Raw genomic sequence first — 20,961 nt, forward strand, 5'->3', positions numbered from 1 at the left:
CAGGCTATGCGGTAAGCATCGTCAAGGCTGGTGCGAAGATCGCAGGTTACGATGCCGGTCCGGTACGCGCACCGTTGACCGATCTCAAGCCTGACGAGTACGAGCGTCTGGCTGCGCTGATGGACAAACTCGGTCCGCAGTAAGGCTCTGTGAGTGGGCTGGCCTCTCAGGCTGGCCCACCAGTTAATAAACCTGCAAGACTGGCCGCCTGCCTGGCCATTTCCATAACCCATTTCAAATGCTTCTCTGACACGACAATTCTAAAAAGGAGAATCCATGACTGCCTCAAGCGCTTCCCAGACCCATGCTTCTGGGCAAGACACGGTTCACCTTACGCTTGATGATGTACGGGCACTGGCGACGCGTGTGCTCCAACACTATGGCTTTACCGCACCTCATGTCCGCTACGTTACCGAAACGTTAGTGGCTGGCGAGCGCGATGGATGTTCATCCCATGGCCTGTATCGGCTGTTGTCCTGCATCAATACCTTTAAGGCAGGCAAGGTCTCTCCTGATGCCGAGCCAGAACTGCATGACATGGCGCCCGCTCTGATACGCATCGATGCCAAGGGTGGCTTTTCGCAAGTCGCTTACCAGGTGGCATTGCCACATCTGATCCAGAAAGCCAAAACATTGGGTATTGCTGCATTGGGCATCAACCATTGCGCTCATTTCTCAGCCCTATGGGCAGACATCGAACCGCTTACGGATGCCGGTCTGGTTGCCTTGGCCTGTACGCCCAGCCATGCCTGGGTGATGCCTGCCGGTGGGAGCAAACCCCTTTTCGGAACCAACCCCTTTGCCTTTGGCTGGCCTCGTCCAGACAAGCCGGCATTTATCTTTGATTTTGCGACCAGCATGGTGGCGCGGGGTGAAATTGAGCTGCATCGCCGCGCTGGCAAGCCTATTCCTGAAGGTTGGGGCGTAGACGCCGAAGGCAGACCTTGTACCGATCCGGCCACCGTGCTCGACAAGGGCGCCATGCTGACGTTCGGAGGGCATAAAGGCTCAGCCTTGGCGGCGATGGTGGAGCTGATAGCTGGCCCTTTGATCGCTGACATGACCAGCGCCGAGTCGCTGGCATTTGATAACGGCGCACGGGTTACTTCCATGGGAGGCGAGCTGATTATTGCTATCGATCCGCAACGCTTCCTAGGTGAGCAGGCTGAGACCGAGCTTGCCCGTGCCGAAAAGCTGTTCGAGTCCATGGTAGCCCAGGGCGCGCGTCTACCTTCGCAGAGGCGTTATCAGGCTCGTGAAAAAAGCTTGCGTGAAGGAGTCTGGATACCCAAGGCGCTCTACAACGATATCCAGGCGTTGCTAAGCACTTGATTCGGTAGGAGGAGCACGCCTGATGCTCCTCCTGACCTGCCTACCGGTGATATTGCCCGGCCTGTTCAGGCTGAAAGGGGATATCCATGATCCTGACCTTAAGCATTCCTTTGCCTGGGGTGGGCCACTCAATGTAGTCCCCGATGGACAGCCCCAGCAGCGCACTGCCTACCGGGGCGAGGATAGAAACCTGCCCCGAATCGCCTGCAAGATCCTTGGGATACACCAATGTCTTGCAGAATTCCTCACCTGTTGCGTCCATGCGAAAGCGCACGGTTGAGTTCATGGTGACGACCGTAGGCGGTATCTCATGCGGATCGACAATATCCGCTCGACCAAGCTCCTCCTGTAAGGCGGTTTGCATGGAGTGTTCGCTGGCCGGCAGGGACTCGAGCAAATCTTCTATCCGCTCAAGGTCCAGTGAGGACACGACAATATCCGGTTTCATGGTCATAAAGGCTCTTGTTGAAAGTGTGCATCCTGTTGTGAATGCTGGGGAAATAACGTCTTGCACGAAGTCGAGTATGGACCGCTTATCCGCTTTCAACTACCTGAAACCATTAACGCCTGTTTCTGTAGGCAGTGCGATCCCTTGCAGGGAGGAGGCGTGCTGAACAGGCTTTGCGGTTTGCAAGCGTTTGTTGAACGCATGGCCTGATCAGGTATCAGATGACAAACACGCAGAGGTGACTTATGAGCAACCCGGAAAATATGCCTGATCAAGGCCAGACGCCTGACGAATACGATGAATACGGTGACGTTCCTGATACCCAAGACACGCCTAACATGGATGAAAGACCAGACGTGGACGACAGTCCGTTAGGGTGATACTGGGCCAGCAAGACCTGAACAGCCGTCAGGGGCGGTTGCATCAGTGAGGCAAAAACGCACGAAAGCTAAGGCAGATACTCCACCAGGGTAGGGTCAAGGCCTGCCAGCTCTTCATTGATGAGGGCACCGATGATTGCCCAGTCGCCTCCTGCAAGCCCGGCACCAATGCAAGGATAGCCGATACGGCATCCCGAGAGTCCTTGCCGAATCGCCCTCATGACTGCGCGGATAGCCTCATAATCTGCCTTGACGCCCTTTCCGCGCCAGAGAAACTGAGTGTAAGCATTCACTACTGTAAGCTCGAGGTTGCCCCGCTTAATTTGGGCGCATGAGTAAGTGCCCGTTTTTCCCGTACTCCTTTCGAAGCTAGGCAATCAGCTTCATAGGCTTCAGGAAATACCTATTTATAGACTTAGCGATTCCTGCACCCATTTGGCACTGGTAGTTACATCCATGGACGATAACGTCGGACTGGTCCGCTAGAGCAAGTTTGACCAAATCTCCTTTAATTACCGGCATGATTCATAGGCTTCCCAATTAAGACTAGTGTAACTGATGGTATGTAAACGCATAAAACAGCCAGAAAGCTGGAGGGAGTCTGTACACTATTACCTATTTAAAGGCTCTGTTTTTGACAAACGAGCGCACGAAAGCAATTTGTGACCCTGCACATTTAGGCCGTGGCAAGGTTCTTGCGTCTTATAAGATGACGCCAGAAAATTGTTATCTAGACTCAGCCACAATGACTGGCTGGTCAGAATCTGCTTATTAAGCAAATAAAATCTTCTGCTAAATGATATTTAGCACTAAGCTTCTTCGCTAGGTAAATTGCCAAGCGTTAGAGGCAATTAGCCATCTTGGATGGGATTTCAAATTCAAGCTCGTCACGTCAGCTGCTGGTTGATCTAGAGGACATCTACACATGAACGAATTGTCATTGGCAGGCACACAGATTGAACACTTTCATGTCTGCGCTTTTTTCGATAGTCGTGAGCAGGAGTACGATGTCCTGGCTCCTTTCTTCAAGGAGGGGATTGACCAAGGCGAGAAGAATATCCATATCATAAATCCCGCCAAAATGGATGACCATCGAGTACGCCTTAATAAGGCAGGGATCGATACTCATGCCTGTGAGGCCTGTGGGCAACTTGAGATGCAATCATGGCAGGGCGCTTATCTTGATGAAGTAGGTACTTTCAATAAAGACCGTATGCTCAAGACGCTGGACAGCGCCTGTAAAGCCGCACAGGAAGCAGGATTCCCGCGTGTACGTATCATGGGCAATATGGACTGGGTCTTTAATGATGTGCCTGGCGCTAAAGACATTCTGGCGTACGAGGCCGAAGTAAATGAAGTGCTTTCCCAGAACCGTCAACCAGCCGTATGCGTATATGACATTGCAAAAATGTCCGGCTCCATGATGATGGATCTCTTACGTACCCATCCGTTGACGCTTATCAATGGTGTAGTACAGGAAAATCCCTTCTATACCCCAGCATCAGAAATGCTGGCTGAGCTTGCCAAGCGTCAGGTCAAGGAAAACGCCTCGACCACCTGATATGTTATTTTCCTCCTTTCATTTCGCCTTTTTGGAAGACAATGAACCGTTACCCTGAATTATTACCGGTTCCCTCCCAGGAAGGCGATTCCTCAGAACGTGGTATTCGAGACCTGATGGGTCTTCTCGCCTTACCCGCCTTGTGGGCAGGGCGAGAGGGTGAGACGGTTCTTCGCCTCATGATCGAGGCCGCCGAACGTATCGTTCCCCTTCGCTTTAGCTATGCTCAGGCGCTATTGGCTGATAATCCATCGTTCAAAGGTCTTTTGCGAGTCGAGGGCCGTTATTGCCAGGGCGAAGAGCTATCTCGTTGGGAAGTTACAGCCGAAGCCTGGAAAAACACGCGTGTTCCTGACGGGCGTGCCTATGAGTCAGATACTCCATTGGGGTCCATGTACATTGTTCACTTGAGCATGGGCTATGGAACGTATGGTGGAAAAATCTGGTTTGGTTCTTCTGCGCCAGGTTTTCCAAGCATCAACCAATTAGCTCTTTTACGAGCTGCTGCTTCATTGGCTGCTACAGGATTACAAGCCGCAAGGGCAGATTTTGAGCGTGAGCAGGCCAGTCGAGCCAAAGATGAATTTCTAGCGATGCTGGGGCATGAGTTGCGTAATCCCCTGGCACCCATTGTCATGGCGCTTGGATTGATCAAAAGAAGGCATCAGGGCCTGTTTCCGCGAGAGCTGCAGATCATCGAGCGGCAGGCTGATCATTTGTCGCGTCTGGTGGATGACCTGCTCGATATTACGCGTATCACTCGTGGAAAAATCGAAATCAATAAAGAGCCTACAAGCATAACAGGAGTAGTGCTCCAAGCCCTTGAAAATACAAGTGCGCTTGTTGGTGACCGGCGTCAGCAGATCACTCATATCTTTCCCGATGAAGAGGTCTGGGTGGCAGGGGACTCCGTCCGCCTGACCCAGGTCTTTACCAATCTACTGACCAATGCGGCCAAGTACACTCATGTTGGGGGCCAGATAGAGGTCGAGGTAAAGGCCGACGGCGAACAGGTTTTTATTCTGGTCAAAGATAATGGCTCTGGTATCAGCCCTCAGTTATTACCCCGTATTTTCAATATTTTCGAGCAGGGTGCGGTTACCATAGATCGGGCGAAAGGCGGATTGGGTATTGGTCTGGCCTTGGTCAAGAGTTTCATAAGCCTGCACGGAGGAACGGTAGCGGCTAGCAGCGGCGGTGTTGGCTGCGGTTCTACTTTTACGGTTACGTTGCCACGGCTTTTGTTGGCGATCAGCGAACCAATGCAGGTCCCTAAGGAAGATAGCAATACGGTAGTAAAACCGGCTCGGATCCTGATTGTTGATGACAACCTTGATGCGCTTGAAAGTACCCAGGCTGTCTTGCGTGAACAAGGACATACCGTCCAGGCAAGCAGTAATCCATTCGATGTACTGAATATAGTCCGTGAGTTCAAGCCCGAGGTTGCGGTGCTCGACATAGGGCTGCCCGACCTGGATGGTTTTCAGTTGGCCTCTATGCTCCGTGAGCATTTTCCTCCATCAGCGCTAGGATTGATCGCTTTGACCGGTTATGGGCAAGTTAAAGACCGGGAGCGTTCCAAAGCGGCAGGTTTTGATGTGCATCTGGTTAAGCCGGCTTCACTCCATGACCTGACAGCCGCTATTACACGTCTTTCATCAAAATAGATATTCTTTCCTGGTTTATAGCCTGCCTATGCGAGCGCAGGTTTAAACAGGATGAAAAGCCGGGTTATTGAAGAATAAGCCGTGAGCCATGAAGCGGGTAAATAACGACTTATTTCATGTCTGGCTTTAAGCCAAGGCCTAGTACTTTCCATATCCAACCTATCCGAACACCTGCGAGTCACGTTCAGTCGCGACTCTCTAGATACTCTCAAGCATGAACCTGCCGTAGCCGTACCGTCCTATCCTTATAGGATCCACAGTTATCGGTATGGGATTCTAATGAAGCCTGGCCGATTCGCTTTGACCGGCCTATGGGGTAAATGGGTGTTGATAAACAAGGGCTAGGTTTACCTGAGTTTGCGCATCTTGAGGGCATGCCGGTTATGACGAAGTCATGTTCGATTTGCCGGGACGGAACAGACAGCGGGAGTTTACCCAGCAGAAATAGGGCAGCCCATGCCCAGCACCCGCTAGGAATAATTTGCTGGTGTTGTGTGTTGATGAGGAGCATTCCGCGCTACCCAAAGGCGGCTAAAAAGCTGGAGCACCAGCCCGTTGCACCAGAATGTTCATATTGGCGAATAAACAATCTGACCTATTAGGGCCCAGACGGATAGCACGTAGTGCTATGCCGGGTCTCCAGGGTTACAGTGATTACCAGCGTTAAAACCAAAGAAGATTAAGATTGTTGACACTTTTTTGTTTTTTGGCCTAATGTTTGACACAAAGGTCGCTTAAAAAATAAATGTGTCGACACTATGAATCAGCTAAGCGAAATACCCTCTGCCAACACGCCTGAAAGCGAGACGCTTTCGGAGCATGTCTTTCGCCATATCCAGGCGGCCATCATTAAGGGTGAAATCAAACCGGGCAGCAAAATTTCCGAGCCTGAGCTGGCGCGTACCTATGGGATCAGTCGAGGTCCATTGCGTGAGGCTATACATCGTCTAGAAGGGCAAAAGCTGGTCGTACGCGTGCCCCACGTGGGTGCTCGCGTTGTCTCGCTGGGCCTTGAGGAGCTGATTGAGCTCTATCAAATCCGTGAATCGCTTGAAGGAATGGCGTGCCGACTGGCAGCCGAGCGCATGACGGACGCAGAGATTCTCGAACTGCGGCAGGTGCTAGAAACCCATGAGCAAGACGCCTCGTTTCAAGCAGGGGTGGGGTACTACCAGCAGGAAGGCGACCATGATTTTCATTACCGCATCATTCAGGGCAGCCGAAACCGCACACTGACCCGCATGCTGTGCGATGAGCTGTATCAGCTGGTACGCATGTACCGGATCCAGTTTTCCGCCACACCCCACCGGCCGCGCCAGGCCTTTGCCGAGCACCATCGTATTCTCGACGCCATCGCTGAGCGTGACGGTGAGCTGGCCGAACTCTTGATGAAGCGCCACATTGCTGCGTCACGGCGCAATATCGAGCGCCAACTTGACACTCAGCACCAACCCGAGCATGCCGTGGTAAGCGCGGCGTCTACCAACAAGAATAGAGGTGAATCATGAGTCAGGGTCTTTCCATGCGTCCCGGGCAGCGTTTTCGAGAGGCTGTTGCGGTCGAACATCCGCTCCAGGTAGTTGGCACCATCAATGCCAATCATGCCTTGCTAGCCCAGCGCGCCGGCTTCAAGGCCATTTACCTGTCCGGTGGTGGCGTTGCAGCCGGTTCATTGGGACTACCGGATTTGGGTATTTCAAACCTGGATGATGTCTTGACTGATGTGCGCCGGATTACCGATGTGTGCGACTTGCCATTGCTGGTTGACGTAGACACCGGGTTTGGCTCGTCAGCGTTCAATGTGGCCCGCACGGTCAAATCAATGATCAAGTTTGGCGCGGCGGCCCTGCATATCGAGGATCAGGTGGGGGCCAAGCGCTGCGGTCATCGACCCAACAAGGAGATCGTCTCGCAGCAGGAAATGGTGGATCGCATCAAAGCGGCCGTGGATGCCCGGACTGATGACAGCTTTGTGATCATGGCGCGAACCGATGCGCTGGCGGTTGAAGGATTACAGTCGGCTATCGATCGAGCCTGCGCCTGTGTAGAGGCGGGCGCGGACATGATCTTCCCAGAAGCCATGACCGAGCTTGGGATGTACAGGGAGTTCGCTGGCGCGGTGAAGGTACCGGTACTGGCAAATATTACCGAGTTTGGCTCGACGCCACTGTTCACAACCGAGGAGCTGGCCTCCGCAGATGTCTCGTTGGTGCTCTATCCCTTGTCGGCTTTCCGCGCCATGAACAAGGCGGCTGAAAACGTCTACACCGCGATTCGGCGTGACGGTACACAGAAGAATGTAGTCGACACCATGCAAACGCGTATGGAGCTATACGAAAGCATTGGCTATCACGAGTTCGAGCAAAAGCTGGATGCGCTGTTCGCCCAGAACAAGCGCTGATCCGGCGAAGGTCCGTCAGCTAAACTGACAGATGCAGTTGCACCATCCATAACAAATCCAAGAAAGGAGAGAGCAATGGCTGAAGCAAAAGTATTGAGCGGCGCTGGCCTACGGGGTCAGGTCGCCGGCCAGACAGCCTTGTCTACCGTAGGTAAAGAAGGCGCTGGTCTGACCTATCGAGGTTATGACGTGCGCGAGCTGGCCGAGCATGCCCAGTTCGAAGAAGTGGCCTATCTGCTGTTCCGGGGTGAACTGCCGACTACGGAGCAGTTGAATGACTACCGTGATCGACTCATGACCTTACGTGATCTGCCACAGGTGTTGAAAGAGGTGCTTGAGCGCATCCCGGCGCAGGCGCATCCGATGGATGTGATGCGGACCGGCGTCTCGATGCTGGGCAACCTGGAGCCTGAGCGCAGCTTTGAGCAACAACAGGCCGTATCGGATCGGCTGCTCGCCGCATTACCGGCCATCATGTGCTACTGGTATCGCTTCAGCCATCAGGGTGTGCGCATCAAGTGCGTAACGGAAGAACCTTCCATTGCCGGGCACTTCCTCAAGCTTCTGCATGGCAAGGCACCTAACGAGCTGCACCGCAAGGTGATGAACGTGTCGCTGATCCTTTATGCCGAGCATGAGTTCAACGCCTCGACGTTTACCGCGCGCGTGTGCGCATCCACGCTTTCGGACATGCATTCCTGCATCACCGGTGCGATTGGTTCATTGCGTGGACCTCTGCATGGTGGGGCCAACGAGGCCGCCATGGAAATGATCCAACGTTTCAAGTCACCCCAGGAGGCCATCGAGGGCACGCTTGGCATGCTGGAGCGCAAGGACAAGATCATGGGCTTTGGCCATGCCGTTTACAAGGATTCGGACCCGCGCAATGAAGTCATCAAGGTCTGGTCGAAAAAGCTCTCCGAGGAAGTAGGCGATACGGTGCTATTCCCTGTATCGGAAGCGATCGACCACACCATGTGGGAGCAGAAGAAGTTGTTCCCCAACGCCGATTTCTACCACGCGTCCGCGTACCACTTCATGGGAATTCCCACCAAGTTGTTTACCCCGATCTTCGTCTGCTCGCGGGTTACAGGCTGGGCGTCCCATGTATTCGAGCAGCGTGCCAACAACCGCATCATTCGCCCGAGTGCGGAGTACACCGGCGTCGAGCAGCGCCCGTATGTGCCGCTCGAAGAGCGCAGCGCGTAGATACATCCAAAGGCAGCGACTGCCGCTGCCTCACATAACAATGAACCATGAGAGCGAGAGCATGAGCGCCAACGTCGACCTGAACAATCGTCCTGACTATGACAAGGTCCTGCAGGACATCGCCGACTACATCCTGAACTACACGATCGACTCTACCGAGGCGCTAAACACGGCGCGTAATTGTCTGATGGATACGCTGGGGTGTGGCCTTCTGGCCCTGCGTTTCCCAGAATGCACCAAGCATCTGGGTCCGTTTGTGGAAGGGACCGTGGTGCCGTATGGCGCGCGCGTACCCGGAACGAGTTTTCGCCTGGACCCGGTAAAGGCTGCCTGGGATATCGGCTGTATCGTGCGTTGGCTGGATTACAACGACACCTGGCTTGCAGCGGAGTGGGGACATCCTTCGGATAACCTGGGCGGCATTCTGGCAGTAGCCGATCATTTGTCGCAAAAGCGCGTTGCGCAGGGCGAGGCGCCTCTGACCATGCGCGCCGTGCTTGAAGCCATGATCATGGCGCACGAGATTCAGGGCGTATTTGCGCTGGAGAACTCCTTCAACCGGGTCGGGCTTGACCATGTCATCCTCGTCAAGGTGGCGTCGACGGCGGTTGCGGCCAAGTTGATGGGCGCCAATCGCGAGCAGATGCTTGCCGCTATCTCTCACGCCTTTGTAGATGGACAGGCACTGCGTACCTATCGGCACGCGCCGAATGCAGGTTCGCGCAAGTCCTGGGCAGCAGGGGACGCCACCAGCCGCGGTGTACGTCTGGCAGACATTGCCATGCGCGGCGAAATGGGTATTCCGGGCGTGCTGAGCGCACCTCAATGGGGCTTTTATGATGTGCTGTTCAGCCATACCAACAAAGACCTGGAGACCAAGCCGCAGGACAAGCGCCAATTCAGCTTCCCGCAGGGGTTTGGCAGTTACGTAATGGAAAACGTCCTGTTCAAGATCAGTTTCCCTGCGGAGTTTCACGCCCAGACGGCGGCCGAGGCAGCGGTCATTCTGCATCCCCAGGTTCGTGAGAAGCTCGATCAGGTCGAGAAAATCGTGGTGACTACCCACGAGTCTGCCATCCGCATCATTTCCAAGGTCGGCCCGCTGGCCAACGCGGCTGACCGCGACCACTGCCTGCAGTACATGATTGCCGTGCCGCTGTTGTACGGAGACCTGGTGGCCGAGCACTACGAAGATGCCTTCCATGCAGCGCATCCGCTGATCGATCAGTTGCGCGAGAAAATGGAAATCATCGAAGACCTGCGCTACAGCCAGGAGTACCTGGAGTCTGACAAGCGCTCTATCGCCAATGCCATCCAGGTATTCTTTAAGGATGGCACCTGTACCGACAAGGTCACGGTAGAGTATCCGATTGGCCATCGCCGTCGCCGCGACGAAGGCATCCCGCTGCTCGAGGCCAAGTTCAAGAACAACCTGGCTACCCGTTTTCCGGCACAGCGCTGTGAGCAGATTTTTGCTTTGTGTAAGGATCAGGCGACCCTCGAGCGTACTCCGGTCAATCGGTTTGTTGATCTCTTTGTCATCTGACGTATCCCTTCAGGCTCGTATGACACGGGCTTGCCTTCCTTTCAGCCTCAGGCACCCGAGTATCGTTTCGCTCAGGTGCCTGAGGCCCTCATAAAAAAATCAGATACCCCCTTAAGCATTTCCCAGACGACGGGCCAGGCGAGTGGCTTTAACGTCTGGGCTGACCGTGAGGCAGTTTCGTTCTGCCATCACGTGATAAGCCCTATGGGCATTCGAATCACCATAAAAACAACAAGGGTGGCCGTCATGCACACCGACTCGCCTGTCGACGTTAAACAATGGATTGATAACCGGCCTGTCTCGGGCTATCAGTGGTTGATCCTTGTCCTGTGTTTTTTCATCGTCCTGTTCGATGGTGTGGATGTGGCCGTCATGGGCTTCATTGCACCGTCACTGATGCAGGACTGGAATCTATCCAAAACCGCCTTCGGACCGGTCATGAGTGCGGCCATGGTTGGTCTTGCGGTGGGTGCATTGGTGGCGGGCCCTTATGCCGACCGCTTCGGTCGCAAGACGGTACTGCTTGGCGCTGTGACTGTATTTGGTGCGCTGAGCCTGGCATGCGCCTTCGCACGTAACCCTTATGAGCTGGCCATCCTGCGTTTTCTCACTGGGGTAGGGCTCGGGGCGGCGATGCCCAATACGACGACACTGCTTTCGGAGTATTTACCCGAGCGCTATCGCTCCGTGCTGATTACCGTGATGTTTACCGGGTTCAACCTGGGCTCGGGTGCCGGCGGCTTTGTAGCTGCCTGGCTGATTCCCCATTATGGTTGGCAGTCTGTGCTGCTGGTGGGTGGCCTTCTACCTATCCTCTTGCTGCCGTTCCTCTGGCTGTTTTTGCCTGAGTCTGCCCGGTTTCTTGTCGTAAAAGACGCACCTGCCGCCCGTATCGCCAAAGTGCTGAATCGACTGGGTGGCCAGTTTACGGCGCAAACACGTTTTATCACGCTTGAGCCTACGGTTCACCACAAGGCGCCGGTTCGCGCCTTGTTTGCAGAGCGTTATCGTTTAGGAACGTTTTCCCTCTGGGTTACCTATTTCATGGGGCTGCTCGTGATCTACCTGATGATGGGCTGGTTGCCTACGCTGATTCGTGAGTCCGGTATCCCGATCGAGCGTGCAGCGACCATCACAGGACTGTTTCAGATTGGCGGGACGGTAGGAGCAATCGCGGTTGGCTGGATCATGGACAGGCGCAATCCCAATCGTGTTATTGCAGGCTCCTATGCTTTGGGCGGTGCGTTCATCCTGCTCTTGGGTGCCTTTGGCCTGGAATCCAGCCTGCTGACACTTGGCGTTATCGCGGCGGGCTTTTGCATGAGCGGCGCGCAGACAGGTCTTAATGCCTATGCCCCCGGCTATTACCCTACCGAGTCCCGCGCCACAGGTGTGAGCTGGATGTTGGGGATAGGCCGCTTTGGCGCGATCTTCGGCTCGGTAATCGGTGGTGCGGTGCTGAGCCTTGGACTGAGCTTCGGGTTGATTTTTGCAGTGCTGGCGATACCGGCTTTCGTGGCAGCGCTGGCCATACTGGGCAATGGTTATGCTGCACGGCGTGCAGCCCAGCCTGCCTTGGCGTCTTGATCATTCATTAAGGATTATTTTATGGCACGTATTATCGGAGGCCTGGCTGTCTCGCACACGCCTACGATCGGCTTTGCAGTCGACCACAACAAGCAGGAGGAGGCCGCCTGGGCGCCCATCTTCAAGAGCTTCGAGCCGATGAAGGAGTGGCTTAAGGATAAGCAGCCTGATGTGCTGTTTTATATCTTCAACGATCACATCACCTCGTTCTTCTTCGATCACTATTCGGCCTTCGCCCTGGGCGTAGACGATCACTATGGTGTGGCAGACGAGGGCGGTGGCGTACGTGGACTGCCTGCCATTGGCGGGCATGCGGCGCTGGCCCGGCATATCGGGGCCAGTCTCATGGCTGATGAGTTCGACATGTCGTTCTTTCGTGACAAGCCGATCGACCATGGTCTGTTCTCGCCCATGTCTGCGCTGCTGCCGTTCGAGCCGGAATGGCCGGTAGACGTAGTCCCTCTGCAGGTCGGTGTGTTGCAGTTTCCGATCCCGAGTGCCAAGCGCTGCTACAACCTGGGACAGGCCTTGCGGCGTGCCATCGAGAGCTATCCCGAGGATCTGAGGGTGGTCATTGCTGCCACGGGTGGTGTGTCCCATCAGGTCCATGGTGAGCGGTGTGGCTTCAATAATCCTGAATGGGACGCCCAGTTTGTTGATCTCTTTGTCAACGACCCCGCGCGTCTTACCGAGATGACCATTGCCGAATACGCAACGCTGGGTGGACTTGAGGGGTCGGAGGTCATCACTTGGCTGATCATGCGTGGTGCGCTCTCATCCAATGTAAAGCTGATTCACCAGGATTATTACCTTCCTTCGATGACCGGGATCGCGACGCTGCTCCTGGAAAACCAGGCGCGGCCATTACCCATCGACGTACAAGCCCGCCACCGCGAACACATGAACCATCAGTTGGCTGGTGTCGAAAAGCTGGAGGGCACGTACCCGTTTACGCTGGAGCGCAGTGCCAAAGGATATCGGCTGAACAAATTCCTGCATGGCATGATCACTCCGGCCTGGCGTGAGCGTTTTCTGGAGGAGCCGGAGGCCATGTTCGAGGAAGCCGGCCTGACTGACGAAGAGCGCGACCTGATTCGACGCCGCGATTGGCGTGGGTTGATTCACTACGGTGTTATTTTCTTCCTGCTAGAGAAGCTCGGCGCGGTGGTAGGGGTATCCAACCTGCACATCTATTCAGCCATGCGTGGCCAATCACTGGAAGAGTTCCAGAAAACACGTAATCAGCAAGTGCTGTACTCGGTTGCTGGAAAGAAATAACTCCAACCCAGGGCGCGGTGCCTGTCGCTGCGTCCATTCACTAAATGGCGATAGTCCATTGGCAGTCTGGTGTCATGACGTTTCTGGAAGCACTTCTCGCCCTGGCACTTGCTGCCGAAATACACGATTCTAACGAGGCCGTAACACGAACGGCCAAGCGATGCCTTGACCAGATTCCTGCCAAATACAAGGCAGTAGTGGCATCCATCGCAGACAGTCCTTCACCACTGTTTTGCGTCAAGGTGCTGATCAAAACCATCCCTGACAGCGTTATTGGCAAAGTGGGTGCGGTCTAGGCTGGCTTATAAAGCGACTGCATCCCAGTAAAGTCAGGCGTCCAAACGCTCCAGGGCTACTTCACGGATCTTTTCCATCAACGCATTGGCTGCAGGTGAATGCAGGCCACCGGTGCGGTAGATCAGACCTATGGCGCGGGTGGTATGGCGAAGCCGCAAGGGGAGACGTTGCAACTCGCCTGAGGCGATCTCGTATTCAAGTTGATGGGCTGAAACAACAGCCAACATATCGGAGCGTACGAGCAGCCCACGGATAATCGCCAGATCCCCCGTTTCAACTACCGGTAGTGGCGTTTCCGTACCCAGCTCGCTAAAGAAGGCATCGAGCTGGTTGCGGGCCGGCGAGCCTGCACGGGGCAGCACCCAGCGAGCATGGATAAGGTCATTGGTATTTACCCCCTGATCCAGTAATGGATGGCCCCGGCGTACCAGTACCACCAGCTCTTCAGTCAGCAGTGTTTCACCCAGCAGATCGCTGGCATAGTCGGAGGGGCGCAGGGCGCCCAGTACAAAGTCGATGTCACCGGCCCGCAGGTCGGTAGCCAACAGGTCAAACGCACTTTCATTGGTCGCCACACGAATTTGAGGGTACGCAGAGACGAGGCGCACAATAGCTTCAGGCAACAGCCGGGTTCGCCCCAAGGGCAAGGCACCCACCATGACGGTTCCCTGGAGCGAGCCGCGTAGGGCGGCAATGTCGGCATCGATATGGCGCAGCTCATTCAATGCCCGACGAATCGGCAGGACAATATCCAGGCTCGCTCGTGTAGGCTGAAGGCCTTTGGGAGTGCGCTCGAACAGTGTATGGCCGCAACCACCTTCCAACACCTTGAGGGCTGCACTCACAGCGGGTTGGGTCAGACCGAAAAGGGTAGCTACCGTTTGCATATGGTGGGTTTCGCACAGCTTGACGAACACTTCCAGACGCCGGGTATGCATCAGATAAAGGGGTTCGGTGATCGCGCCTGGATGGGTACCCAGCAAGCGGGGTACTGTCTCCAGCTCAGCCAGTGCCTGTCGTGCACGAGGCAAGATGCGGGCGCCGTAATCGGTCAGCCGCATTCCGTTGGCATGCCGTTCGAACAATGCAATGGTAAGCCGCTCTTCCAGGTCGCGAATGGAACGGGTGACAACCGATTGCGCGCGGTACAGTACTTCAGACGCCTTGGAAACACTGCCTTGGTCCGCCACCCGGACAAACGCGCGTATCTGCATCAGATTGGGAAGTTCGGCAGTCATGGTGTTCTCTTGGTAGGGCACATGCCTGCATCATGCGCGCGGCGTGTTGATAAGTAAAAGGTATACCTACTCTAGCTGAACGCAATATTCGCTCAGGATCAGCCGTGCGACTCTCCTTGAAAACATGAGGAGCCTGAACATGATCGATTCCAACAAAAAAACTGCTCTGGTTGTCAGCGGCCATTCCGCTGATTTCGTCTGGCGTGCAGGTGGCGCTATCGCTCTGCATGCCAGGCAGGGTTATGACGTGCATGTCGTCTGCCTGTCTTTTGGTGAGCGGGGCGAGTCAGCCAAGCTCTGGCGCAAGGGCGAAATGACCGAAGAGAAGGTCAAGGCGGCGCGCCGTGAAGAGGCGCAGGCGGCAGCTGAGATACTGGGAGCCACTGTCGAGTTCTTTGACATTGGTGATTACCCTATGCGTGCCGACAAGGAAACGCTATTTCGTCTGGCCGATGTGTTCCGCCGCGTACAGCCGGAATTTGTGCTTAGTCACTCGCTGAAGGACCCCTATAACTACGACCATCCACTGGCTACGCACCTGGCACAGGAAGCGCGCATCATCGCTCAGGCAGAAGGCTACAAGCCGGGCGAGAAAATTGTCGGTGCGCCGCCCGTCTATTGCTTCGAGCCGCACCAGCCTGAGCAGTGCGAATGGCGCCCGGATGTACTGCTGGACATCACCGACGTGTGGGACAAGAAATATGCCGCTATTCAGTGCATGGCTGGCCAGGAACACTTGTGGGAGTACTACACCCGTGTAGCGCTACAACGTGGCGTACAGGCCAAGCGCAACGTAGGCATTACCTCCAGTAAGAACATCATCTACGGTGAGGGCTACCAGAGCATCTTCCCACGCGTGACGGAGAATCTGGGATGAGCAGCTTGATCGGCAAGACCGGCGTTGTAGTCCGCACTATCGCACGGGCCGAAGTGGGGCTGATTGATGAGCTGGGTCAGTATGGTGTGGCAACCGTTCACGAAGCTCAGGGTCGCAAAGGGCTGCTGGCTCCAGATATTCGCCCGATCCAGCAGGATTATGGCATCAGCGGTTCGGCTGTAACTGTACTGGTAGCACCTGGGGACAACTGGATGTTCCATGTTGCGGTAGAGCAGTGTCAGCCGGGCGATATCCTGGTCGTAGCACCCAGTTCGCCATGCCACGATGGTTACTTTGGTGATCTGCTGGCGACCTCGCTTAAAGCACGCGGTGTACGTGGGCTAGTGGTCGATGCAGGTGTGCGCGATAGCCGCACGCTGCGGGAGATGGGCTTTGCCGTGTGGTCGAAAGCGGTCTATGCCCAGGGCACGGTCAAGGAAACACTCGGCTCGGTCAACATTCCAGTGATTTGTGCCGGCCAGCTGATCAACCCCGGCGACGTTATTGTGGCTGATGACGATGGCGTTGTGGTGGTTCGGCGTGCCGAGGTGCAAACCGTAGTCGAGGCCAGTCGCACGCGGGCCGATGCCGAAGAGCAGAAGCGGATTCGGTTGGCTAATGGCGAATTAGGGCTCGATATCTACAACATGCGTCCTCGCCTGGCCGAAAAGGGCCTTCGGTACGTTGATAGCCTGGACGAGCTGGAGGGCTGAACCATGGGACAGACTCGCATTCCTTGCCTGATGATGCGCGGCGGTACTTCCAAGGGAGCGTACTTTCTCGCTACTGATCTTCCTACCGATGAAGCACTGCGGGAAAAAGTCCTGCTGGCCGTTATGGGCTCGCCTGACAAGCGCCAGATTGACGGCATCGGCGGCGCAGATTCGCTGACCAGTAAGGTTGCGATCATCAAGCGCTCCGAGCGACCGGATGTCGATGTGGACTACCTGTTCGCTCAGGTACTGGTAGAGGAAGCGCGAGTCGACTATGGGCAGAACTGCGGCAATATTCTGGCGGGTGTTGGCCCGTTTGCCATAGAACAAGGACTGGTTCCTGTGCTGGAAGATACAACTCAGGTTCGTATCTTCATGGAAAACACCGGTCAGATTGCCGTTGCGAATGTACTTACGCCAAACGGTGAGGTGCAGTATGAAGGCGATGCCCGCATTGATGGCGTACCGGGTACGGCCGCTCCGCTGATTGTTGAATTCGAGGATATTGCTGGCTCTAGTTGTGGTGCGCTGTTACCGACCGGAAACGTGTGCGACACGTTTGATGGGATTGAGGTGACCTGTATCGATAATGGCATGCCGGTAGTGCTGCTTCGAGCGGCCGATCTGGGTCGCACCGGTTATGAGACGCGTGAGCAGCTGGATGGCGATACCGAACTTAAGACCAGAATCGAGTCGATTCGTCTTCAGGCCGGGCCGCGTATGAACCTGGGGGATGTTACCCACCGTACAGTCCCAAAAATGTGCTTGATTGCCGAACCCCAAGCGGGTGGTGCTATCAGTAGCCGAACTTTTATTCCTCATCGCTGCCACGCCTCTATTGGCGTTTTCGGTGCGGTAAGCGTGGCCTCGGCCTGTCTGATCGAGGGCTCGGTAACTGATGGGTTAGCCCGGGTAGAGCAGGGCGACTCGTTGCGGCTTTCTGTTGAACATCCCACGGGAGAATTTACCGTCGAGCTCCATCGTCGGCAGGGTGAGCTGGCCGGATGTGGACTGCTGCGTACCGCGCGGTTGTTGTTTAACGGTGTAGTGTGTATACCGGCATCGGTCTGGTCCGGTAAGGTCTGAAGACGTCGGGTACTCTCATCTGCGGAAAGGCGATAAGCTGCCCTTTTGCCGTATGAGATCATGTGTTCATGGACCTCAAGCAATTGGAGTGCTTTGTACGGGTCGCCGAGTTCGGTAGCTTTACCAAGGCTGCGGCGGTACTTGGCCTGTCCCAATCGGTGGTCAGCCGGCAGGTGCGTCAGTTAGAGGTCGAGTTGCAGGAGCATCTGCTGCTGCGCAATGGCCGTGGTGTCACGCTGACGGCCTCCGGGATGCGGTTGTTCGAGCATGGGCAAGGCATCTTACGGCAGGTTCAGGTGGCTCGGGAGGAATTGCGTGAGCAGCGGGATACCTTGTCGGGCAAGGTGGTTATCGGCTTGCCGCCGAGCATTGCACGCTGCCACACCGTCGGGCTGGTAACGGCCTTTCGCGAGCGCTTTCCACACTGCGCGCTGGGCATTAAGGAAGGGCTGACGCACTCGATACGGGAGTGGCTGCTGCTAGGACGGCTGGATTTTGCGCTACTGTTCAACCCGGCCCAGAATGCCCAACTCTGTTATGAGCATTTGCACTCGGAGCCGCTAGTGCTCGTGGGTGCAAAATCCTCGAATCTACCAGATGAAATCCCGCTCAAGGAACTGGGCCGCTATCCCTTGATCATTCCGAGCCAACCCCATTCTTTGCGTCGCCTGGTTGAGTCCGAGGCGGCTCGCCATACCGTCGAGCTGGATGTCGCGCTTGAGGTGGATGGCATTCCTTCGCTGCTTGAGCTGGTGGCCCTGGGGTTGGGCTACGGCATTCTGTTCCGTACGGCGTTGTCCGGGCCTTATGTACCAGAAGGCCTGCGCTCGGCAGCTATTATCGACCCGGTTGTTCATACGCATCTGTTTGTTACAACCGCCGCGCAGCGGCCCCTGACGCGATTGGCTGACCAAACGCTGGCGATGGTCCGCGAACACGTGCATAGCCGCTGACCCGTTATGCAAATCCTGCATAGCTGCTAGAACCCAGGCTTTATTGTTGCTCCAAGAAATAGCCGTCACCATCGACGTATCCCTTCGAATAATCACAATGAACGAGGAGACGTGATGAAAAGCTGTCTGGCACCTGATCCCCAACCTACCAAGCCACACCATACCCTGCCGGAAGGTGCATGGGATGCCCATTGCCATGTGTTCGGCCCAAGTAGTCGATTCCCGTACGCTCCGGATCGTAGCTACACGCCACCGGATGCACCCTTCGAAACCTTACGTAATCTTCATGATTTTCTAGGCTTTAGTCGGGCTGTGATCGTACAGGCGAGCTGCCATGGCAGCGATAACCGGGCCATGCTCGACGCTATCGCGCGTAGTGAAGGACGCTATCGAGGTGTGGCCATTGTCAACGGCCGTGAAAGCGATGCGCAATTGGCTGAAATGGATGCTGGTGGCGTTCGCGGCGTACGGTTCAACTTTGTAGCCCACTTGGGTGGTGCACCCGACCTGGAACTATTTGATCAGGTATTGGAACGCCTGGAACCGCTGGGCTGGCATGTGGTACTGCATTTGGATGCTCAGGATATCGTTACCTATGCCGATCGGTTGGAGCGTATCGGGGTTCCTTTCATCATTGACCATATGGGACGTGTCAAGGCTCAGGAGGGACTTGATCAGGCACCGTTCAAAGCCCTGCTGGAGCTTATGGAAAACCCGCTGGCCTGGGTCAAGGTCTGTGGTGCAGAGCGCGTTTCAGCAGGACGCAAACCCTTCGAGGATGCCATTCCATTTGCCGAACGGCTCATTGAACATGCGCCTGATCGCGTGCTCTGGGGGACTGACTGGCCGCATCCAAATATTACCCGTGACATGCCCAACGATGGCGGTTTGGTAGACCTGATGTTTCGCTTCTGCGCTGATCCGGCGCTTCGCCAGAAACTCCTGGTAGATAACCCCATGACGATTTATGGGCGCTGATAGAGCGCCTTCGCCACACCAAATCCAACAACAATGACTGGTAGTGGAGTCCTATATGAATCCTCTCTCGCAGGCGACCACCCCCGTAGGTGCGTCAACCCAAACCACCGTCAAGACCAAGCAACCGTTTTACCGCGCCATGTATGTTCAGGTACTGGTAGGCATCCTACTCGGCGTGATCGTCGGGCATTTTTGGCCTGACTTTGCAGCGGATCTCAAGCCGCTCGGTGATGCGTTTATCAAGCTCATCAAGATGATTATCGGGCCGGTCGTATTCTGTACCGTGGTCATCGGTATTGCCGGCATGCAGGACCTGAAGAAAGTAGGGCGAGTAGGCGGTAAGGCCTTGCTTTACTTTGAAATCATTTCAACCCTCTCCCTGATCATTGGCTTGATTGGCGGACACCTGTTCAATCCCGGTGGTGGATTCAATATCGACCCCAGCACCCTAGATGCCTCGGCGGTTACGGGCTTTGCAGAAAAGGCCAAGCACCTGCACATGGTCGACTTTTTGATGAGCATTATTCCTACCACCTTTTTCCAGGCATTTGCAGAAGGAAATGTACTGTGCATTCTTCTGGTTTCGGTGTTCTTTGGATGTGCGCTGTCGGCCATGGGTGAGAAGGGCAAGCCGGTCTACGACATGATAGAAGGCCTGTCGGGTGTGTTCTTTCGCATTGTGCATATCATTGCCAAGCTGTCAGCCATCGGGGCGTTCGGCGCTATTGCATTTACGGTTGGTACTTATGGCGCCGCCTCACTGCTACCCCTGTTTAAACTGATCGGCAGCTTCTATCTGCTCTGCGTTCTGTTCATTGTCGTGGTGCTGGGAGGCGTTGCACGGCTCTCTGGTTTCAGCATCCTGCGCTTTATAGCGTACATCAAGGATGAGCTGCTGGTCGTGTTGGGCACGAGCTCATCCGAAGTGGTGCTACCGCAGATCATGGAAAAAATGGAGCGCCTGGGTTGCTCCAAGTCGGTTGTGGGGTTAGTTGTACCTACGGGGTACTCGTTCAACCTGGACGGCACCAATATCTACCTGACCATGGCGGTGCTCTTCATTGCCCAGGCTCTGAACATTGATTTGAGCTTAAGTCAGCAACTGACTCTGGTCATCGTGGCGATGCTGACCTCCAAAGGTGCCAGTGGTGTGTCGGGCGCGGCTTTTGTAATGTTGACCAGTACCTTGATGGTGATTCCAGTGGTGCCAGTGGCCGGCATGGTGTTGATCCTGGGTATTCACCGCTTCATGGGGACGGGCCTTGCAATGACAAACCTGGTCGGCAACGGCGTAGCTACGCTCGTAGTGTCCTCATGGGAGAAAGAACTGGACCGCGACAAGCTGGCCCAAGAGCTCCACCACAAGCACTAAATTCCGCCGTTTATCTTGGTCCTGTCCGATTATGCCGG

General features: G+C 55.3%; 20 protein-coding genes and 1 pseudogene. 18 read left to right on the forward strand and 3 right to left on the reverse strand.

Annotated features, from left to right (window positions below; translation table 11 throughout):
- Positions 1–143, forward strand: a pseudogene (locus QWJ10_RS15505) (5-dehydro-4-deoxyglucarate dehydratase); the annotation flags it as partial.
- Positions 144–276: 133 nt separating this feature from the next.
- Positions 277–1,332, forward strand: coding sequence for an Ldh family oxidoreductase (locus tag QWJ10_RS15510; RefSeq protein ID WP_289927827.1), 1,056 nt, complete (start codon positions 277–279; stop codon positions 1,330–1,332).
- 40 nt (positions 1,333–1,372) lie between these two features.
- Here QWJ10_RS15510 and rnk read toward each other — a convergent pair whose 3' ends face one another.
- The gene (rnk, locus tag QWJ10_RS15515) at positions 1,373–1,786 is read right to left on the reverse strand and encodes a nucleoside diphosphate kinase regulator (protein WP_019365864.1); all 414 of its coding nucleotides are present in this window, start codon (positions 1,784–1,786) and stop codon (positions 1,373–1,375) included.
- Positions 1,787–2,025: 239 nt separating this feature from the next.
- On the opposite strand from rnk, the gene QWJ10_RS15520 reads away from it, so the two are divergent.
- The gene (locus tag QWJ10_RS15520; protein ID WP_010798202.1) at positions 2,026–2,160 is read left to right on the forward strand and encodes a hypothetical protein; all 135 of its coding nucleotides are present in this window, start codon (positions 2,026–2,028) and stop codon (positions 2,158–2,160) included.
- Between the two features lie 68 nt (positions 2,161–2,228).
- On the opposite strand, the gene QWJ10_RS15525 is transcribed toward QWJ10_RS15520, so the two are convergent.
- Positions 2,229–2,453 (reverse strand): hypothetical protein, encoded by a 225-nt coding sequence (locus QWJ10_RS15525; RefSeq protein ID WP_289927828.1) that lies wholly within the window; start codon positions 2,451–2,453, stop codon positions 2,229–2,231.
- Between the two features lie 632 nt (positions 2,454–3,085).
- On the opposite strand from QWJ10_RS15525, the gene QWJ10_RS15530 reads away from it, so the two are divergent.
- The 9 genes from QWJ10_RS15530 to QWJ10_RS15570 all read left to right on the forward strand — a co-directional run bounded on the left by QWJ10_RS15530 (position 3,086) and on the right by QWJ10_RS15570 (position 13,705).
- A complete protein-coding gene (locus QWJ10_RS15530) occupies positions 3,086–3,721 on the forward strand; it encodes an MEDS domain-containing protein (RefSeq protein ID WP_289927829.1) in 636 nt (211 codons plus the stop codon).
- 41 nt (positions 3,722–3,762) lie between these two features.
- Complete coding sequence (locus tag QWJ10_RS15535; RefSeq protein WP_289927830.1) at positions 3,763–5,388, forward strand: ATP-binding protein; 1,626 nt, start codon at positions 3,763–3,765, stop codon at positions 5,386–5,388.
- A 758-nt stretch (positions 5,389–6,146) separates the two neighbouring features.
- Positions 6,147–6,896 carry a GntR family transcriptional regulator gene (locus tag QWJ10_RS15540; RefSeq protein ID WP_289927831.1) on the forward strand — a complete coding sequence of 250 codons (750 nt, stop codon included), beginning with the start codon at positions 6,147–6,149 and terminating at the stop codon, positions 6,894–6,896.
- Positions 6,893–7,789, forward strand: coding sequence for a methylisocitrate lyase (gene prpB, locus QWJ10_RS15545; RefSeq protein WP_150347463.1), 897 nt, complete (start codon positions 6,893–6,895; stop codon positions 7,787–7,789). Before QWJ10_RS15540 ends, prpB begins: the two co-directional genes overlap by 4 nt.
- A gap of 75 nt (positions 7,790–7,864) precedes the next feature.
- The gene (gene prpC / locus QWJ10_RS15550) at positions 7,865–8,998 is read left to right on the forward strand and encodes a 2-methylcitrate synthase (RefSeq protein ID WP_289927832.1); all 1,134 of its coding nucleotides are present in this window, start codon (positions 7,865–7,867) and stop codon (positions 8,996–8,998) included.
- A gap of 61 nt (positions 8,999–9,059) precedes the next feature.
- Positions 9,060–10,544 (forward strand): 2-methylcitrate dehydratase, encoded by a 1,485-nt coding sequence (gene prpD, locus QWJ10_RS15555; RefSeq protein ID WP_289927833.1) that lies wholly within the window; start codon positions 9,060–9,062, stop codon positions 10,542–10,544.
- 246 nt (positions 10,545–10,790) lie between these two features.
- Positions 10,791–12,131 (forward strand): aromatic acid/H+ symport family MFS transporter, encoded by a 1,341-nt coding sequence (locus QWJ10_RS15560; protein ID WP_289927834.1) that lies wholly within the window; start codon positions 10,791–10,793, stop codon positions 12,129–12,131.
- Positions 12,132–12,152: 21 nt separating this feature from the next.
- The gene (locus QWJ10_RS15565; protein ID WP_019367501.1) at positions 12,153–13,409 is read left to right on the forward strand and encodes a gallate dioxygenase; all 1,257 of its coding nucleotides are present in this window, start codon (positions 12,153–12,155) and stop codon (positions 13,407–13,409) included.
- A 74-nt stretch (positions 13,410–13,483) separates the two neighbouring features.
- Positions 13,484–13,705 (forward strand): hypothetical protein, encoded by a 222-nt coding sequence (locus QWJ10_RS15570; protein ID WP_010798212.1) that lies wholly within the window; start codon positions 13,484–13,486, stop codon positions 13,703–13,705.
- A gap of 33 nt (positions 13,706–13,738) precedes the next feature.
- On the opposite strand, the gene QWJ10_RS15575 is transcribed toward QWJ10_RS15570, so the two are convergent.
- Positions 13,739–14,944, reverse strand: a complete 1,206-nt coding sequence (locus QWJ10_RS15575) for a LysR family transcriptional regulator (protein ID WP_019367502.1) — start codon at positions 14,942–14,944, stop codon at positions 13,739–13,741.
- A 139-nt stretch (positions 14,945–15,083) separates the two neighbouring features.
- On the opposite strand from QWJ10_RS15575, the gene galB reads away from it, so the two are divergent.
- The 6 genes from galB (at position 15,084) to QWJ10_RS15605 (ending at position 20,923) form a co-directional block, all read left to right on the forward strand.
- Entirely contained in the window at positions 15,084–15,821 is a 738-nt protein-coding gene (galB, locus tag QWJ10_RS15580) for a 4-oxalmesaconate hydratase (RefSeq protein WP_289927835.1), read from the forward strand.
- A complete protein-coding gene (locus QWJ10_RS15585) occupies positions 15,818–16,534 on the forward strand; it encodes a 4-carboxy-4-hydroxy-2-oxoadipate aldolase/oxaloacetate decarboxylase (RefSeq protein ID WP_289927836.1) in 717 nt (238 codons plus the stop codon). The genes galB and QWJ10_RS15585 overlap by 4 nt, the downstream gene beginning before the upstream one ends.
- 3 nt (positions 16,535–16,537) lie before the next feature.
- On the forward strand, positions 16,538–17,620 hold the full coding sequence (locus tag QWJ10_RS15590) for a 4-oxalomesaconate tautomerase (protein WP_289927837.1): 1,083 nt from the start codon (positions 16,538–16,540) through the stop codon (positions 17,618–17,620).
- Positions 17,621–17,688: 68 nt separating this feature from the next.
- Complete coding sequence (locus QWJ10_RS15595) at positions 17,689–18,573, forward strand: LysR family transcriptional regulator (protein WP_010798217.1); 885 nt, start codon at positions 17,689–17,691, stop codon at positions 18,571–18,573.
- Between the two features lie 114 nt (positions 18,574–18,687).
- The gene (locus QWJ10_RS15600) at positions 18,688–19,551 is read left to right on the forward strand and encodes an amidohydrolase family protein (protein ID WP_125889837.1); all 864 of its coding nucleotides are present in this window, start codon (positions 18,688–18,690) and stop codon (positions 19,549–19,551) included.
- Positions 19,552–19,606: 55 nt separating this feature from the next.
- Positions 19,607–20,923: a dicarboxylate/amino acid:cation symporter gene (locus QWJ10_RS15605; protein WP_125889838.1), complete on the forward strand. Its 1,317-nt coding sequence runs from the start codon at positions 19,607–19,609 to the stop codon at positions 20,921–20,923.
- The last annotated feature ends 38 nt before the right edge of the window (positions 20,924–20,961 follow it).

This window comes from Pseudomonas sp. WAC2, assembly GCF_030403525.1.
GTDB lineage: Bacteria > Pseudomonadota > Gammaproteobacteria > Pseudomonadales > Pseudomonadaceae > Chryseomonas > Chryseomonas luteola.